This window comes from Pseudomonas cucumis (genome assembly GCF_030687935.1).
Classification (GTDB): Bacteria; Pseudomonadota; Gammaproteobacteria; order Pseudomonadales; family Pseudomonadaceae; genus Aquipseudomonas; species Aquipseudomonas cucumis.
Genome location: NZ_CP117454.1, coordinates 1,117,951 through 1,134,618 on the forward strand (window position 1 = coordinate 1,117,951; position 16,668 = coordinate 1,134,618).

The window sequence follows — 16,668 nt, forward strand, 5'->3', positions numbered from 1 at the left end:
CAGACGAAAAAAAAGGCCTTGCTAAGCAAGACCTTTCTTAATTTTGGTGCCGAGGGAGACTGGAGTCTTCCATATAATCCGTGGCCTACAGCCGGATTATATCGTTAGGGATACACACGGGGATACAGCTTGCTTGGGCCTATGATCGCACAATCCTAGATCTAGGCATAAACGACCCGTAAACCCCGCTGTGCTTTGCCAGGAACCTAGCTGGTGTGGCAAGGGTTGCAGCAATAGTAGCAACCATTAATTCTTAGTGTGGGGTTTGCCCCTCGAGCGGCGCTAACAGCGCCGGTGCAGGTTAGGTGATTTCCGAGTGATACCTGATTCTCCAGCTGCGGCATGAAACTGCAGCCAGTCGTCGTGTTGTGCACTTCGTAGTCGCCGTTCGCTTGAACGTTTCTATTTACGATAAATGATTGCATTTGCTAGTCCTCGCTTCCGTGTGGCGGATCGGTAATGACTCAACATTTTTAACCATGTCTGCTTTGCTGGCCGAGATGCGCGATGACCAGTAGGGATGGAGGTTAGCCGGAGGATGGCAGAAAGCAATCAGTCGCCAAAAAGCCGCCGGGGACCCTGGGACTATCTGAAGGACACGGGGTCGGAAACCCGCGACATCGTGTTAGCGACAGGCTATGCAGCTTACTGAAATTTCAAACGTTGAAATTGAAAGGATCTTGAAGAAAAAAGGGCATCGTTACCGCATCGGTAATGATGCCCCTTTGTGTTGCTGATAACGCACGTTGGCGTTGGTCAACCGAGTCAACTCCGTCAACCTGTCAACTAACTTAAAAAGTCCAGCCGCTAACACGAACGCGCGGGTTCTTTGCCCCGTGTCTATCCGAAATGCCCAGGGTCCCCTGCGACATCCCAAGTCATAGTGCAAATGCACTGGTGAACAGCAGTTCACCCGGTTCACCTGTTCACTAAGCTGGGCGTTTTTCCGCTAACACGATCACGCGGGTTTCCGACCCCGTGTGTGTTTCATTGCCTCAGGGGCCCCGGCCCCTGCTGGAATTTCTTCGCTGATGGAACTCCTTGCTTACGGGGAGCGGGGCAGATACCTCGGAATTGTCGTGTAACTGGTGTAACTGGTGTAACTGGTGTAACTGGAATGGTTAACCTATTGAATTTAAAGGTAAAAAATAATGTTACATCGGCTGGAAGCCTCCCGCGTGTGCGGTGTAACGATGTCGAACGGTGTAACGCTATAGTCATTCGACGGGCACCAAGGAAACTCAGCGCTCAAGGTTCGCTGCCGGCCACGCGTGGAGGTTCGCCAAGGTCTACTATCGGCCAAAAGCAATGGGATGGACTCCTCCTCACTTCGGCATCTTGAGTGCCAGACTGAAAGTGCGAACCACAGTCAACAGTGAGAAGGAGTCCACACATGAAGCTTATGCGAATTGGGGTCGACCTGGCCAAGAACGTGTTTCAGATCCACGGTGTGGATTGCCATGAGAAGCCGGTCTGGCGGCAGCGGCTACCACGTGATCGCTGGCTTCAAACGGTGCTGGAAAAGGTCGAACCTGGTTGTGAGATCGGCATGGAGAGTTGCGGAGGGGCCCATCATTGGGCGCGGCAACTCGAAGCTCTCGGATTTCGAGTCAAGCTGATCGCCCCCCAGTTCGTTAAACCTTATGTCAAAAGCAACAAGAACGACGCGAACGATGCCGAGGCGATCTGCGAAGCGATGAGCCGTCCCAGCATGCGCTTCGTCGCCATCAAGACGATCGAACAACAGGATATCCAGGCGACGCATCGCATCCGGGCCGGCTTAATCGAACAGCGGACGGCCAAAGCCAATCAGATCCGTGGGCTGGTCGCCGAGTACGGTCTTGTTGCACCGAAGGAATTGCTGATGCTGCGTCGTGCAATACCATGCTGGCTAGAGGATGCGGATAACGGTTTGACGGCACGCTTTCGTCGTCTACTGGATGGTTTGTGGGACGACCTTCGTGCGCTGGATGGGCGTGTAAGCAAGCTCGACGGCGAGATCACTGCGATCGCGACTAACGAGCCGTCCGCCGTTCGCCTTCAACAGCTACGCGGTGTCGGTCCAATGATCGCCACAGCGCTCGTCGTCGCTCTCGGTGATGCCCGTCAGTTTGCCAATGGCCGACAGTTTGCCGCCTCGCTGGGACTGACACCGAGGCAACACAGTTCTGGTGGTAAGGATCGACTGCTCGGCATCAGCAAGCGCGGTGATACGTATCTACGAACATTGATGGTGCATGGCGCACGCTCGGCGCTACGCACAGCCAAATCCAAAGAGGATCGGCTCAGTCAGTGGGCCGTTCGTTTAGCCGAGCGATCGCATCCCAATGTGGCCGCTATTGCGCTGGCCAACAAAACTGCACGCATGGCTTGGGCGATGCTGCATCACGGAACTGATTACCAACCGAATCAGGCAGCGGCCTGATCTATTTACCCGACGTGTTCTACGAGAGAAACAACTCTTAACCACGATTGCGAAGCAACCTGAACGATGGCAAACCGGTCGAACCGGCGTCGGCAAAACCCTCGAATGTCCAAGTGCGAAAAGCACGAAAAAGCGATCGGGAGCCGGCGCGCGAATAGCCCATCATGGCCCTGCATCGAAACGATGCCGTATTTAGAGGCCGAATATACGTGTGCAGTCGGCACGGGCGCCAAAGCAACGGGGCTTGCAATGAGGAGGAGTCCATATACGGACGATCAGTAAAGGTCGCTTTCGGCAAAAAGCAATTATCGAGGTGTGTCGATAAAGACCAGGGTGACCTAAGCCGAATTTAGACAGGCCTATGAGAGGTATGGCATTAGGAAATTTTTCATAAACCCCCATTTTACAGTCAAACTTATCTTATGCTGCCCACAAATTTAAGATAGCATCGCTGATTAGAATCATCATAGAAAGCCATTTGAAACTTTTTGATCATGGAGTTTAAGCATGCAGGAGCCGCTGATTTCAGCCATAAGAATTCAAGGCCTTTTTGGGATGTACACGTACAACTTGCCAGAAGAAGGCACATTATCTAACGCGGCGATTTTATATGGTGATAATGGGTTCGGAAAAAGTACAATTCTGAGACTGGCATTTCATTTGTTGTCTGCCGCAACAAATAGAGGTCACAGAAATGCTTTGTTCGATACTTATTTTCACTCGCTAGAGGTGGATTTATCGAACGGCATTCTACTTGGGGTTACTAGGCACTTGGCGGCCGATCACGAGGAGCAAGGCAAAGCAAAAAAACTCTCTCTATATATAAAGAAAAATGAGGAGTTTATTGCTCTATGGGATTGGGTTCCGAAGTCCGCAAACAATGAAGGTGCATACCACTTTTATTTCGATGATGACGGAAAACAAATTTTAAAATTCAGCAAAGAAGAACCTTCACTTCCAATTGATACTGAAAAGTATGGTGAAGAAGTTTATATCCAGGCGCTGGAAGCATTAACGCCGACGACTTTCATTCTAAATGCTGACCGTAGGCTCGACAGCGACTCTGTTTCAGATCCAAGTGATGAGATGGAGCTTCGTCGTGTAATGCGATACGAGGAGCCTAAGCGCATCAATGACTTGGTAGTAAGATCTCGCGAAATAGCATTGTCTCAAGCGATAAATTCTGCGGCTCGATGGATCTCAAGAAAGGCTGTACATAGTGCAAATCGGGGATCTGAAAATGTACACCAAGCTTACTCCCAAGTATTGAAGCATCTTGTTTCTTCCAAGAAAGCCGTCGGAGAACCCACAGATGTTAATGAACTGCAAAAACAGCTGTCAAACATAGAAATAAAAACTGCGGAGCTCGCAAAGTACGAGTTGGCTACACCGCTCAACATGGTTGAGTTCAAAAAATCTCTTAGCACAAAATCTAAACCTAAGAGCACTCTAGCGGCTGGACTTTTGAAACCATATATTGACAGTCTAAATGGTCGACTAGCAGCCCTTGATTTGATATATGAGCTGGTAGATAAATTTGTTGAAATGGTCAATGATTTTCTGTCAGATAAGAAGATTTCATACAAGGTAAGTCAAGGGTTTAGCGTCCAGAATGCGAAGGGTTTCCCCTTAGATTGGGGCAATTTATCGTCAGGAGAACAGCAATTGTTGCTTCTCTTTTGCTACGTGCTTACCGGCAGAGACAAACCATGCGTGTTTATTATTGATGAGCCGGAAATCTCGCTAAATGTTAAATGGCAGAGACAGCTAATAAGATCACTTTTAGAGATAACAAAAGGCTCAGAAGTTCAGTTCATTTTCGCTTCTCACTCTATGGAATTGCTGGCTCAACATAGACAAAGAGTTGTTCGCTTGGTAAATAAAAATGGTTGAATTCCCCCGTCGTAGCATTGAGGAGCTGCAGGCTCGATACACCTTCGAACCCGAACTTGATGATATTTATGTAGAAGGCGTATTTGATCAAGAGATTTTTATTGAATGCTTGAAAGGTACTGGTCGAAGTGATCGAGTCGTATACGCAATTGATACTGTAGACGTTAGCGCTGAAACTCTGGAGAAGTATGGGCTTACATCTGGAAATAAACAGCGCGTCATAGCTCTCGCCAGGGAGCTTTCTACTTTAAATGGAGACTTGAAGTATAGATGCGTAGTGGATCGCGACTTAGATCAATGGTTTGGCCGTCTCGAAATTACGCCACGCTTGTCCTGGCTGGATTGTTGCTCAATTGAATTATACTTTTTTGGGAGCATTGAGAGGATCGTAGTTGTTGCAGGTCGCGCCAAGATAGTAAATTTTAATGATTTTCATGCCTCATTTGTAAGCGTCCTGAAAAAATTATATTCATATCGGTTAGCGGACGCTGAAATGCGTCTAAATATCGAATGGATGGAAATAGATCGCTTTCTGACGGCGCGTGGAGATATCATTTCTTTTGATGGCGACGAATATATTAAGCGCCTTATCAATAAAAACAATATCAATGCAGTACGAGATAAATTTCTCGAGAGTATTGAAAAATGGGATGCGACTTTGGATGGCGACCCTAAAACGTTCATACGTGGTCATGATTTCGTAGAACTTGTTGCTTGGTCTATCAAGGCTTTCAAAGGAGTAAAGGAAATAGCCAGCGCCAGTGCATTTGAACGATTTATGGTATTGTCTGCAAAAGATTTTCCAGCAATTCTCGGTTGTATTGCGTAATACACTTCACTTTATATTTCCCCTGATTTCTGGAAATATCCGACTGGGCTGTTTTGGCAAAAACAGCCCGTTTCACGACTGACCATTTGGTCGATTACAGTCGGTCGCGACAGGCTCCTATCGGCCAGCTACAGCCCATCATGACCGGCATCGATGGGTCGATTTCTGCCCTTGGTGACAGACAGCAACCGGCCAAAAGAGGTCGTTAAAACTGCCTCAACTGGCTGTGTGCCCTGGTCTGCGTTATAGATACTTCGATCTATTTAGATGCCTGTGCGATGCAATTTGATCTGGCTGTTATGGGGACTTGGTGCTATCTCTCCATGCGGGCCGCGTTATTAGGCATTTAGTAATAGGCGAAAAAATTCTAGGAGCAGGCAGGGATGATCCTCACCGAAAATCAGCTCGACGAATGGGTTCTTGGAAACGCTCGTGATGCTCAAGGAGTGATAGTTGAATTAGTTTGGCGTTTGGTGGCTGCGTCGTGTCCAGCCCCGCTGGAGCGCCGGTTTCCATTGGGAGATAGCATCGGTCAACACGGCCCGGATGGTGTGTTGCATGTGAATCTATCTTTTGATCCCTTCGTACCGGAAGGAAGATCATTTTGGGAGGTAGGTACTGGGCTGAAAGCGGGTGATAAAGCTACCGCTGACTACAACGGCTTGGTCGAAGCAGTCCCCGAAAATATTCGGCGGCAGTCGAGCTTTGTATTTGTCACGCCCCGCTCCGGCAGAAGGGATTGGGAACACACTTGGAAGGAAGACGCGCAAGGGCGGTGGCTAGAGGATCGAATAGCCAGGGACGAGTGGGCCGAAGTAAGAGTCATTGACGGCACAAAGCTAATCGACTGGATTCGCCAATTCCCGGCGGTGGAGCTATGGCTTGCAAATATAATCATTGGGTTGCCTCCCCAAGCCATCGAGACACCGGACCAGCGCTGGAACTTGATTCGCTCTATTGGTGAGCCTCCATCCTTGATGCCCCGCGTCTTTCTTACAGGCAGGGATGAAGCCTGCTCAAAAATTCATGAGATTTTCGTTGGGAATGCAGTCCAATTAAAACTCAGCACCCGCTATCCAGATCAGGTTGTTGATTTTGTCTCTGCATATTTGGCTGAGCAGAGTGAAGAGTTCAGGGCTGATGCCGCAGGACGCTGTCTTGTAGTGTCCACGGTGGAAGGCTGGAAGGCTTTATCCGCTCAGAGAGAAAAACTCTTCCTGATTGCAGACTCCGGGCTAGATCTGAGCGGAGTTTCAGGCACCAAGTTGATCCAAATGGCAAGGCGTGCAGGACACGCAGTTATTTTTGGTGGCGCCGCGGGCGGTATCCCAGACCCTGCGAGTGCATCTTTGCACAATCCTCGTTCGCAGGATGTTAAAGAGGCACTCACACACTCGGGATACGGAGAGGAACGAGCGCGCTCATTGGCCCAGAAGTGTGCCGGAAATCTCGGATCCTTACTCCGGTGCCTCCAAAACCTTTCATTGATGCCTGAATGGGCTGAAGGATCTGTCGCATCGGAATTAGCAGTAGCGATGATGCTAGGGACTTGGGCTGATGAGTGTTCCGCTGATCGTACTATCGTGGAAACCCTAACGGGAAACTCCTACGGGGAGTGGATTGAGTCAATGCGAGTTGCAGCACTCGCCTCGGGCACTCCCCTAATTCATCAATATGGAGATTGGAAATTTAGCTTACGCTTTGAAGGCTGGTATGCGTTAGGTCCAAGAATATTTGACGAACATCTCGAACGATTTCGAACTATCGCTATTTCAGTATTCACAGAGGCAGATCCTCAATTTGATCTTCCTGTTGAGCAACGTTACGCGGCAGCTGTTCACGGCAAGGTTTTACTTCATTCGCAAGAATTAAGAAGGGGGTTGGCCGAAACCTTAGCTCTGTTAGGTAATCATGCTAACGCTTTGATTTCTTGTAAGCCTAATAAGGCGGAGGCGACTGTCTCCAATATCGTTTATGAAACGCTATCCGGTGCTGACTGGATTCGGTGGGCAAGTTTAGGAAATTTATTGCCCTTGTTTGCGGAAGCTGCACCCAGCATTTTTCTCAAAGCAGTTGAGGATGCATTGGCACAAGAAAACGGTCCTCTGGAGATCTTGTTTCGTCAAGAGGGTGGCGGAATAACGGGGCGAACTTATATTAGCGCGTTGCTGTGGTCATTAGAGACGTTAGCATGGGATCCTGTTTACTTAAACAGGGCGGTATACTGCCTTGCAGAGCTATGCGCGCTCGACCCAGGTGGGCAGTGGGCAAATCGTCCCGCAAACTCACTGAGAGATATTTTTCTCCCTTGGTATCCTCAAACATGTGCTTCTATAAAACAAAGATATGTAGCAGTATCACTTGTTGTAGATGAACATCCTTTGGTTGGTTGGAAGCTTTTATTGGCACTCTTGCCTAGTTCTCACTCATCATCTTCGGGGACTCGGAAACCCGAGTGGAGAGAAACGATTCCAGATGACTGGACAGACGGAGTAAAAGCATCAGATTACAATTCTCAGGTGCTACGATATGCAGAGATGCTCGTGGATGAAGTGACAAATGATCCTGCAAGACTTTCAGAAGTGCTAGATTGCATTGAATGCCTACCGTTAGAAGCTGGTGAAAGGTTTCTGAATTATTTGGAAGTCAAGGCGCCTGCTCTCTTGCCTGAGGACGATATTGTTGTTTTGTGGAACAAGTTGGTGGATGTTATTTCTAAACATCGAAGATTCATCGATTCTGAATGGGCAATGTCATCGGAGCGAATCAATAGGATCGCTGAAACGGCAGAAAAACTATCTCCTAAATCGCCAGCCTTTATCCATCGCCGCCTATTCAGTGAAAGGGACTTTGATTTTTATGAGGAAGGAGGGAGCTTTGAAGAAAAAAGCCAGCGCCTTAGCCTGAGACGTGAAAAAGCTTTGGTCGAAATCGAAGCCTTGGGTGGTTATGCATCCATCATAAGTTTTGCATTAGTCGTGAAGTCTTCTTGGCGAGTAGGAATCGCATATGGAAAAATTGCTTCTGGTCAAGTCGATTCGATAATTCTGCCTGGCTTAATAAATAGCAGCGATAGCAAGCTTGTCAGTTTTGTCGAAGGGTTTGTGTGGGGCAGGTTTAGTTCGCTGGGTTGGTCTTGGGTTGACCAACTTGATCTATTGAAATGGACATCATTTGACAAGGGCGTTTTCTTATCATATTTACCTTTCAATGACAAAACTTGGGAGTATGTGGGGCGATTACTCGCATCTGACGATGATCAATATTGGCGGGCCACGCCTGCCAATTTTTTTGAGGAATCTGAAAATATTGATTTTGCCATTGATAAGCTCATCATTAATGATCGCCCAAACGCAGCGTTAAGGTGTATTGGTGTTTGCATTCATAGAGAATCGCCATTCAATCCTCAATTAGCTGTGAAGGCACTTTTAGCAGCGCTTCGCTCAAATGAACCTCAAAGTTCTATTGACTCATATCAGACTACGGAGATTATTAAAGCACTGCAGTGCCGTTCTGATGTGAGTTTGAATGAGATAGTTAATATCGAATGGGCATACTTGCCATTGCTGGACAAACATAGCGATGGCTCACCTGTTTTTTTGTGGAAAAAGCTCGCTCACGAACCTGATTTTTTCTGCGAGGTCATACGTCTCGTTTTCAATCCTAAGCATGAGAACGCGACTGAGGATGCAACTCCTCTTGATGAAGGGCAGCAAAGGGTCGCGACCAATGCCTATCGCCTTTTAAGTAATTGGCAGCAACTGCCGGGGCTGGCACTAAGCGGTGAACTTGACGGGGATTTTTTTAAGAACTGGATTAGTTCCGTGAAAGAGATTTGCACCACGTCTGGACATCTGGAAGTGGCATTGTCCATGATCGGCCATTGCCTCACCTATGCACCACAGGATCCCGATGGACTTTGGATTCATCGCTCGGTAGCCACCGTATTAAACGCAAAAGATGCAGAGCCCATGCGAGATGGTTATAGAACAGCTTTGTACAATCAGCGCGGAGCACATTGGGTTGACCCTACAGGTGCCGGGGAGAGAGTCTTAGCTGAGGGGTACAGGTCCAAAGCAAGCGACTTAGAGGAGGCGGGGTATCATCGTCTTTCAACCTCGCTGCGAGATATGGCAGAGTCTTATGAACGTGAAGCTGAGTTCGTTGTTGCGAGAAGTATTAAGAGAGATTTATGAAGCTGTCATTCAAAAGTAGCTTTGTGAGTTTTTGCTAAAAAGGGCCCATGAGGGCCCTTTTTTAGGTGAAGCTATTTTACTTCTTCAGCCATCCTTCGACGACGTCGGCACCGTGCTCTGCTTTCCACTCTTTCAAAGCTTTGTGATTCCCACCTTTGGTTTCGATCACTTCCCCGGTATTCGGGTTTTTGTAGATCTTGAGTTCGCGTGGCTTGCGTGTGCTGGCAGCCGGAGCCGCAGATTGGCGTCGGGCGGTGGTTTGTGGATCGAGCAGATTAATGATGTGCTTCAGGCTGAAACCATACTGATCGAGCAGCTTGCGCAGCTTCGTTTCGAACTCCATTTCTTTCTTCAGTCCATCATCGCCTTTCAGTGCTTCCAGTGCCTGGAGTTGCTCGGCGAGATGTTTTTCCAACTGACGGTATTCTGCGAGTTTGGACATATTGATTCCCTTGTTCTGAGAGGCTGTACGTGTTTATTAGGATGGTAGCGCTGTTAACAAGTTCAGCACTATTTTCGGCGATTTAGTTGGCTTTCAATATGCGCCATTTCCGCTTTAATCGCATTGATGGTCAGTGTTTGTATCTGACTGGTTTTGCCCGGACGCGCGTCGATGGTTTTCAGCAAGGCATTCAGGTGGGCCTTCCGAATTTTGAGCGTGTCAGACCAGCTCGCGCTGTTCTGTGGCTGCTTGTTCATTTCGTTCATCCTTGCGTTGTTTTAGATTGCTCACATCTACAGGCTGTTGCGGTATGGACAGACTTTTGAGCTGGACTAAGTCGCGTGCGGTGTATTGGCGCGAGCGGTCGGAAAGTTCGTGCCACGTCCACTTCCCGAAGTTTTCGCCTTCCTCTGGAACGGCCAGCTTCATCAGTCCCACCTGATCAAGACCCAGCAGGCTGTAATTTGCCCACAGCTTTCCACCCACCTCGAACAACGCTTTTGCGGCCTCGTTCCATTGCTCCTCCAGTACCGTCTGCGAGAGCCAGAGGGCGGTGCGTTCTATCCCTTTATGCTTTTCCTGTGCTTCAGCGATGTATTTGTCTACGGTGACCAGCTCCTGTTCCAGAGCAGTCATCATCAGTGTTTGCCGACGGTTATGTTCGGCGGCCGCTGTAAGATTCTTCGCGGCCTTTTGCGCATCGGCGTTGGCGGTCTCCTCGCCTTCGGTGTCGCCCCATGCGACGGCCTGCGCGTACGCAGTGGCGGCGTCCGTTTCGGCCTGACGGGCTTTGGCCATGTCCTCAACCGCCTGTTGTTGGATCTGTGCCAGGCGGGTGCTGAGGCTCTGGCGCTTTTCGTTTAGCTCCTGCTCGTCAGCGGTCCAGTTATCCATCGCCTCGATGTAACCCGCCATCAGGGAGTCGCAATTGGCGAGGTTTTCACGGCGACTGATCTTCCGATCTAGAAGATCGGCATTGTTGTTGCGCGAATCGAAATTCCGTTTCAGCTCGTTGTATTTGTCCCACAGTTCGCGTTTCCGATCCGGTTCGATGGGTTCTTCACTTTCCAGCAAGGCCTCGAGGGGCAGTAGTTCGGCGTGCAGTCGCTCTGCCTCGCTTAGCAGTTGGTCGCGACGGTCTTTCAGCTCTTGGATCTCGTTCATCTGTTTTATCTCTGTTCAATTCGATTGGAGTGGGTTGAGTGGCTGGCGAGGCCGGGATTAAGCCGGCGCAACCTCGATTAGCAGAGATGCCCTCAGGCAGCCCGAGCCTCGCTCTCATCCATTCCTGGAATCGTTTTCACGACGTAGCAGCGTTGCGTGCCTAGGCCGGGCAACCGGATCAAACTCGACGCCTTGCCATCACCTCCCGGCTCCAGAACGCCGCGCTGTAGCAGCTCTTTGTTCACGGCGTTGATGTTCATGCCCCGGAAGATCTCCGAGCGCCATAACTCGGGCAGCACGTAGTAGGTGTTGGTGGTGTGAAGGGCGTCGCCCAGTCCGTGCTCGAGCGTCTTGCGAAAGCCGAGGCGGTCGATGGTGCGCGGGCCGTGTTCGTCGATCTTTGCCGCCGCCGATTCCCAGCGGGTAAAACGGCTTTCGCCGAAGCGCTCGATGACCTGGCGCAGCCGCGCCAAGATCGCATCACCTTCGAAGTTCCCGGCGCCGCCACGCTCGTTCATCCAGGCGTTGAGGCATACGCGAGCGGCGATGGTGGCGGTTCCATCCGGCCAGCCAGTGATACCCATGGCGGTGGCCAGCTCACCCGCTGCGGCCGCGAGGCCGAAACGAGCGGCTGCCCGGTGTGCCTGTCCGCTGGCCGAGGCCGGTAGCGACTGAGCGATAAACTCTTCCAGCGTGCGACGCAGGATGGCGGACCAACCGTGACGTTTGCCCGGTTCGCACAGTGCAGTGAGGAAAGCGGTGAGTGGAGTGCCGTAATACTTCGCTACCCGCGCCTTGAGCGCGTCAGCCAGTGACGCCGCATCCTCAAAGCCGTTCAACGCATCGAACATGCCGAGGCCTTTGCTCGCATCGGCCGGAACGGCGAGCATGCGTACCTCCATGCCCGCTTTCAGTTCCTTGTTGGCTTCGGCCATGTGCTGAGCAAGCGTCTTCTCTCCGGTGGAGAGAAACAGCAGACGCCACTCCTGTACCTGTCGGCCTGCTTGGCCACGGTCATTGGCGCGTGCCTTGCCGGTGCCGTTGCCGAGCATGTACACCGTCTCGCCGATGATGCGCGGATCGCACATGCCTATTTCATCCAGCACCAGAAGCCCGTCGGAATGCGCGGCGGCGATGGATTCCAGCGCGTTATCGGTGGAGCGCCACGAACGCACCAGACGCGGCCCGCCGTAGATCGAGGCAGCAACTTGCAGGTGCGTGGTCTTGCCGCCTGAACTGTCGCCGTACAAATGGAAGCCGCCCGATTCATGGCCGAGCATGTGCAGCAGCGGGCCAGCAAAGGCCACTCCGACGACGAACGCCAATCGATGATTGCCGACGCACAGTGCGCCGATCTGCTCCTGCCACTGCTCAAGCGAGCCTGCTTCGCTGATCGGCGGAAGCTGAGAACCTGCCTCGTAAAAGTGCAGGTGTTCGCTGTGTGCGCCGACCTGTTGCTCTGGCAGCAGAAAGGCGCTGTCGTGCCAGCCCAAGCGGGTGACCAGTCGTGCCCGTTGCGCGCTGTCGAAGCCGCCGAGGTAACTCTGCAGGTCGTTGCGTGCGTTGCGCCCTGAGCGGCTGCCCGCGAGGCGTAGTCCCATATCTACCAACGGTCCGAGTACGTCCTTGCCGAAGTCGCTGGTCATGGTGCGCGCCGGAATATTCCAGCGTTTCTTGGCGCCGTCGGGATCGTCGAACTCGACCAGTAGTCCCCAGTTCTGGCCTTTGTCGTCGCGGGTGCGAGCCAGGATTTCCAGTGGCGAACACACCGGCCGCGCCTCGCCGTCGTCGCCCGCATAAAACACGCCTTCGGACGTGAGGCGAAAGCCTCCGGGCATCAGGTCGTTTTTCGATTTAACGGGACGCTTGGCTGCTGCTTTTGCCTTCGGTTCCGGCTTGGTCTCGGTGTGATCGGGTACCGGCTTTACGACAGCCAGCCCGAACAGTTCACCGCTCCTTTCCAGCTCGGCAATATGAGCGGCTGTCCAGCCTTTGGCGAGCGCATCGGCCGCATCGTCGCCGTCATCCCATTGACCACCTTTGGCGAAGGCGGCTCGGTCGTTCTTCAGCGTGGGCTTACGTTTGAACACCTCCAGCGCGATGACCCGAACCGAAGCGGCGCCGATTTCACGCAGCTTATCGGCAACGGCTTCCATGCAGGCTTTGCCGCTGACATCGTTGTCCGGCCACAACAGCACTTCGCGACCCTTGAGCGGTGTTAGGTCGGCTTTGTGCCAAGAGTTGGAGCCGTTCGGCCAGCAGGTGGCCGCGTAGCCGGACAACAGTTCGGCGGCGGCGTCGGCAGCTTTCTCGCCTTCGCAGAGAATAACCGGTGCGTCAGCGCGCTGGGTCAGTTCGTCAAGGCGCAGCAGTGGACGCGGATCGGGCAGACCCTGCCAGCGCCATTGCGTGGTCTGGCCATCGGCGCGCTGACACCATGTCAGGGGAGCAAAGACTTTCTTCGGTCTGCCGTCTTCATCCGGCGCAAGGTCGAAGCGGTAGAGCGCCATGAGTGGCTGGCCCTGCGCGTCGCGGTAGATCCACACCTTGGACGGCGCGCCGTGTTGCCGATGCTTGGCCGGGCACTTATTCATGGCCTCGGCCGGGATCGGCTGAATGGCACTCCACTCAGGTGCTTTTGTCTTGGTAGACGCTGGCTTGGCCTGGGTGGCGCCGGGCGATACGTTGAGCAGATATTCCAGTTTGTTACAGGCCTCGACGTCGGTGCCCCCGTCCAGATAACGCACCAGATCGATCAGGTCACCGCCCTTGTCGCCGGTAGCGAAGTCGGCCCACGTGCCCTTGCTCAAATTGATCTTGAGCGAACCGGCACGCTTGTCGCTGCGGGTCGGATTCGGTGCGGTGTATTCCTTGCCACCGTCTACGCGCTTGCCATTGGGCAGCCAGTGCGACAGGACACGATCAATGTCTTTCAGTGCGGCGGTTTTCACGTCGGCGAAGCTGGGACGTTTCGCGGAGTTGCTCGGGCGTTGGCTCATGCGTCAGCCCTCGCCAAGAACAGCGCGTCGTTGATGTCGTCGATCAATGCTTTGGCCATCTCGCCAAGGTACAGAGCAGGCCAACTGAAACGCTCACCGTGGTCGCTCATGGCGGCGTCGAAGTTCAGCTGGTTGGCGTGATGTTGCAGCAGGGAAACCATCTCCAGTGCATCCTCGACCGGTACTCCGGCATTGACCCGGAACAGCTTCAAGTCAGTGGCGTTCACGCGAGTAAATGTTGCGTGACCACGGGTGGTGGAGGTGGTCATAGCGCACCGCCTTTCTGCGCGACCGGAATGGAGGTGTTGTCACCGTGCAAGGTGAGGGTTTTGATCAGGCCGAGAGTGCCGCGCACGTCCCAGAGGACGGCGGCGATCACATGATTGGCTAGGCGCGAGGATTCACTTTCGAAGTGATCCTCCAGCAGCGTCAGCACGGAGTCTGCACGATCTATGGCGCAGGTGATGGCGTCGATAGGAACCCCAGCTTCTGCTTTCGGATTTACGCAGAGCAGGTCTTCCGGCAGGGCAAAACTCAGGGCGCTGTTCATTGGGCACCGCCTGCGGTTTCGAGTGCGCGGGCTTTGGCCATGTGGCTGTTGTAGCGGGAGAGACGGGTAGCGAGGCTGGAATTGGCATGTAAAGCGGCGAGAGCCATTGCACGGTGTGCAGCGGCGCGAATTTTGGACGGATTGAGGGTGTGCATGGGGTGACGCTCCTGTATGTGGGGAGCTGCCACGGTTCGCCGTCAAACGAATTGGGGTGGCAGCTGTGCGCAGGTTGACGGACCGGGCATACAGGACCCCGGCAGACCCGAAGGTCTCCCACGCACAGCCACCATAAAACGGGAATGCGGGTACAAAAAAAGCGCCTGCAATCGATATGGGGGCGCCTATGCGCCTGTATGTACTCGGGCCGTCAAACCCGGTCGCTGAATTTGCAGCGACGGCCAGAGAGTAACGTCCGTTTTTCGAAAGTGCAACCGTGCGTATAACTTGCGAAATTTTCAGGTGCGGCATAAATTGTTCTGGCATGTAGATTTACCTCAACGCCTCCGGATCGCTCCCGGGGGCGTTTTCATTTCAGGCATGAACTTCCCAGCGCAGGGAAAGCAGGGGCAGGAAGTCACCATCGATCATGGCGCGAGCATCTTCGTAGGCGGCTGCTTGCTGGCCTTCGTCGACAGTCACTGCATTGAATTTTTCGGTGTGGAAGGTAATGGCGCACCAGGTGCCGTCAGGCCAACTGAGCACACCAACGACGCGACTTTGTTTTTCCTGCCGGCTGCGATAACGCTCAAGGCGTTGCATGTAACGCGGCGAAAAACCGACTTGGCGCAGAATTGAGAAGGGTTGCAACACTGCCGTAGTGATAGGTCTTTTTCTCATGCTGCCACCCGATCACGTGCAGCGATGCGCGCGCGAGTCCATGCTTGAATCTCTCCGAGCACCCACGCGACTGGCGCACTTCGGGCGTTACTGTTACTTAGCTTCACTGGGAGTGGAAATCCACTCTCAGGTTGGCGCATGAGCTTGTAGATGGTCGGGCGGGCAAGCCCAACGATTGATACCACCTCGGGCATACGGATGAGAGTCGTGGCGGGGTCGTGTGAAGCAAGGTGTTTTATTGCGGTAGTCATAGCGATCCAAACCTGCGTTTATTGAGACGACAGGCCATACGCTACGGAGAGGGAGGGGAACGGACTGTGTCCGCTCCCTTTTTATTTGAGTGGTCGAAGACCTAGCGCGGTCAAATGGTCGCGGATGGTTTTCTTGGTGCCGTGAACGGCCTGGTCGAACAGCAGGTTGGTTAGCTCTGCATCTGTCAGGTTTCGTTTCTCGATTCGCCGGCCTGCAATAATTTGCTCTGCGGCTGCCTTTATGTTTGAGCGCCGATCCATCGTTTCTATTTGTGTTTTAGAGCCTGCCTCTTGATTACCTTTGCCAGCCTCTTGCCCGCGTTTAGATGCCTTCGCTGAGAAGGCTTCGTCAAGTAGTCGAAGCATCAGACTCGATGTGTTGAAGCCATTTTTGGATACATCGATGCTCTCCATCTGGCGATAGAGGCTTGCCATCATCAATGTCTGATTAGCCTCACCTTTCAAGACTGCAAACTGCTCTCTCGCTTCTATTTCAAAGCCGGCGCGGCGATCTCGTTCTTTGTCGATAAGAGCCGCGTACTGGCGGGGTGAGTCCTTTCTTAGCCCCTCTATCAGATCCGCATCTATATCGTAGGTAGCGACCTCGAGCTCGAAGAGCCAATTTGAAAGTATTTCCACAGCTTGTACGCCGAGTACCAGGGCAAAAGCTGCAGCGAGTTGTGAATCTGTAGCTGGATGATCGACCCCGAGAAAGCCTCGAATGACGTTAGGCAGTGAAGCTGCTTCCGCAGAGCTTGCACGTTCACCGATGGCATCCCGGAGTCGAAACAAGGTTCTTGTGACTGATTCTGCACTGGTCGCGTAGGAGCCATCCTCAAGCCAGAACGAAGTTGCCATGCCGATGAGGTCGAAAGCTTCTCGGAAATGCTCGTGGAAATGGGGATACAACGCTAACTCACGCACTGCTAGTTCGGCGTCATCCATGTCCCAAATCAGGCACTTCACGTCGGTCCCTGCGATTTCTAGTTCTTCAGGTTCAATACCTAGCTCGATATCCATTTAGGCCGCCCCTCGCCCCGAGACAGGCGCGCTGTTCCAGCGTCGTGGATTGGATAAAGCCG

The 16,668-nt window shown here is 52.5% G+C and carries 14 protein-coding genes; 4 read left to right on the forward strand and 10 right to left on the reverse strand.

Translation table 11 applies throughout. From position 1 onward, the window contains the following. Positions 1 to 1,393: 1,393 nt before the first annotated feature. From PSH97_RS04850 to PSH97_RS04865, 4 genes are all read left to right on the forward strand, one after another. On the forward strand, positions 1,394 to 2,425 hold the full coding sequence (locus PSH97_RS04850) for an IS110 family RNA-guided transposase (protein ID WP_305448318.1): 1,032 nt from the start codon (positions 1,394 to 1,396) through the stop codon (positions 2,423 to 2,425). 507 nt (positions 2,426 to 2,932) lie between these two features. Continuing rightward, positions 2,933 to 4,318: an ATP-binding protein gene (locus PSH97_RS04855; RefSeq protein WP_305448319.1), complete on the forward strand. Its 1,386-nt coding sequence runs from the start codon at positions 2,933 to 2,935 to the stop codon at positions 4,316 to 4,318. After that, positions 4,311 to 5,147 (forward strand): DUF4435 domain-containing protein, encoded by an 837-nt coding sequence (locus PSH97_RS04860; RefSeq protein WP_305448320.1) that lies wholly within the window; start codon positions 4,311 to 4,313, stop codon positions 5,145 to 5,147. The genes PSH97_RS04855 and PSH97_RS04860 overlap by 8 nt, the downstream gene beginning before the upstream one ends. A gap of 383 nt (positions 5,148 to 5,530) precedes the next feature. Then, positions 5,531 to 9,343, forward strand: a complete 3,813-nt coding sequence (locus PSH97_RS04865) for a hypothetical protein (protein WP_305448321.1) — start codon at positions 5,531 to 5,533, stop codon at positions 9,341 to 9,343. Between the two features lie 76 nt (positions 9,344 to 9,419). On the opposite strand, the gene PSH97_RS04870 is transcribed toward PSH97_RS04865, so the two are convergent. The 10 genes from PSH97_RS04870 to PSH97_RS04915 form a co-directional block, all read right to left on the reverse strand. Next, complete coding sequence (locus PSH97_RS04870) at positions 9,420 to 9,785, reverse strand: histone-like nucleoid-structuring protein, MvaT/MvaU family (RefSeq protein ID WP_305448322.1); 366 nt, start codon at positions 9,783 to 9,785, stop codon at positions 9,420 to 9,422. 68 nt (positions 9,786 to 9,853) lie between these two features. Further along, positions 9,854 to 10,042 carry a hypothetical protein gene (locus PSH97_RS04875; RefSeq protein WP_124325403.1) on the reverse strand — a complete coding sequence of 63 codons (189 nt, stop codon included), beginning with the start codon at positions 10,040 to 10,042 and terminating at the stop codon, positions 9,854 to 9,856. After that, positions 10,005 to 10,949 carry a chromosome segregation protein SMC gene (locus tag PSH97_RS04880; RefSeq protein WP_305448323.1) on the reverse strand — a complete coding sequence of 315 codons (945 nt, stop codon included), beginning with the start codon at positions 10,947 to 10,949 and terminating at the stop codon, positions 10,005 to 10,007. The genes PSH97_RS04875 and PSH97_RS04880 overlap by 38 nt, the downstream gene beginning before the upstream one ends. Positions 10,950 to 11,041: 92 nt before the next feature. Next, positions 11,042 to 13,948 (reverse strand): DUF927 domain-containing protein, encoded by a 2,907-nt coding sequence (locus PSH97_RS04885; RefSeq protein ID WP_305448324.1) that lies wholly within the window; start codon positions 13,946 to 13,948, stop codon positions 11,042 to 11,044. After that, positions 13,945 to 14,217, reverse strand: a complete 273-nt coding sequence (locus PSH97_RS04890) for a DUF3077 domain-containing protein (RefSeq protein ID WP_305448325.1) — start codon at positions 14,215 to 14,217, stop codon at positions 13,945 to 13,947. The genes PSH97_RS04885 and PSH97_RS04890 overlap by 4 nt, the downstream gene beginning before the upstream one ends. After that, on the reverse strand, positions 14,214 to 14,498 hold the full coding sequence (locus PSH97_RS04895) for a hypothetical protein (RefSeq protein ID WP_305448326.1): 285 nt from the start codon (positions 14,496 to 14,498) through the stop codon (positions 14,214 to 14,216). The genes PSH97_RS04890 and PSH97_RS04895 overlap by 4 nt, the downstream gene beginning before the upstream one ends. Continuing rightward, a complete protein-coding gene (locus PSH97_RS04900; protein ID WP_223489017.1) occupies positions 14,495 to 14,653 on the reverse strand; it encodes a hypothetical protein in 159 nt (52 codons plus the stop codon). Before PSH97_RS04900 ends, PSH97_RS04895 begins: the two co-directional genes overlap by 4 nt. A 376-nt stretch (positions 14,654 to 15,029) precedes the next feature. Beyond that, a complete protein-coding gene (locus PSH97_RS04905; RefSeq protein ID WP_172791592.1) occupies positions 15,030 to 15,335 on the reverse strand; it encodes a hypothetical protein in 306 nt (101 codons plus the stop codon). Then, positions 15,332 to 15,586 carry a helix-turn-helix transcriptional regulator gene (locus PSH97_RS04910; RefSeq protein ID WP_172791591.1) on the reverse strand — a complete coding sequence of 85 codons (255 nt, stop codon included), beginning with the start codon at positions 15,584 to 15,586 and terminating at the stop codon, positions 15,332 to 15,334. Before PSH97_RS04910 ends, PSH97_RS04905 begins: the two co-directional genes overlap by 4 nt. A gap of 81 nt (positions 15,587 to 15,667) precedes the next feature. After that, complete coding sequence (locus PSH97_RS04915; RefSeq protein ID WP_305448327.1) at positions 15,668 to 16,606, reverse strand: hypothetical protein; 939 nt, start codon at positions 16,604 to 16,606, stop codon at positions 15,668 to 15,670. Between the last annotated feature and the right edge of the window lie 62 nt (positions 16,607 to 16,668).

Bases quoted from the DNA above. Each gene is read 5' to 3' on its own strand.
- PSH97_RS04905 (WP_172791592.1), bottom strand. From the start codon at position 15,335: ATGAGAAAAAGACCTATCACTACGGCAGTGTTGCAACCCTTCTCAATT.
- PSH97_RS04855 (WP_305448319.1), top strand. From the start codon at position 2,933: ATGCAGGAGCCGCTGATTTCAGCCATAAGAATTCAAGGCCTTTTTGGG.
- PSH97_RS04890 (WP_305448325.1), bottom strand. From the start codon at position 14,217: ATGACCACCTCCACCACCCGTGGTCACGCAACATTTACTCGCGTGAAC.
- PSH97_RS04915 (WP_305448327.1), bottom strand. From the start codon at position 16,606: ATGGATATCGAGCTAGGTATTGAACCTGAAGAACTAGAAATCGCAGGG.
- PSH97_RS04875 (WP_124325403.1), bottom strand. From the start codon at position 10,042: ATGAACAAGCAGCCACAGAACAGCGCGAGCTGGTCTGACACGCTCAAA.
- PSH97_RS04850 (WP_305448318.1), top strand. From the start codon at position 1,394: ATGAAGCTTATGCGAATTGGGGTCGACCTGGCCAAGAACGTGTTTCAG.
- PSH97_RS04910 (WP_172791591.1), bottom strand. From the start codon at position 15,586: ATGACTACCGCAATAAAACACCTTGCTTCACACGACCCCGCCACGACT.
- PSH97_RS04865 (WP_305448321.1), top strand. From the start codon at position 5,531: ATGATCCTCACCGAAAATCAGCTCGACGAATGGGTTCTTGGAAACGCT.
- PSH97_RS04900 (WP_223489017.1), bottom strand. From the start codon at position 14,653: ATGCACACCCTCAATCCGTCCAAAATTCGCGCCGCTGCACACCGTGCA.
- PSH97_RS04880 (WP_305448323.1), bottom strand. From the start codon at position 10,949: ATGAACGAGATCCAAGAGCTGAAAGACCGTCGCGACCAACTGCTAAGC.
- PSH97_RS04870 (WP_305448322.1), bottom strand. From the start codon at position 9,785: ATGTCCAAACTCGCAGAATACCGTCAGTTGGAAAAACATCTCGCCGAG.
- PSH97_RS04860 (WP_305448320.1), top strand. From the start codon at position 4,311: ATGGTTGAATTCCCCCGTCGTAGCATTGAGGAGCTGCAGGCTCGATAC.
- PSH97_RS04895 (WP_305448326.1), bottom strand. From the start codon at position 14,498: ATGAACAGCGCCCTGAGTTTTGCCCTGCCGGAAGACCTGCTCTGCGTA.
- PSH97_RS04885 (WP_305448324.1), bottom strand. From the start codon at position 13,948: ATGAGCCAACGCCCGAGCAACTCCGCGAAACGTCCCAGCTTCGCCGAC.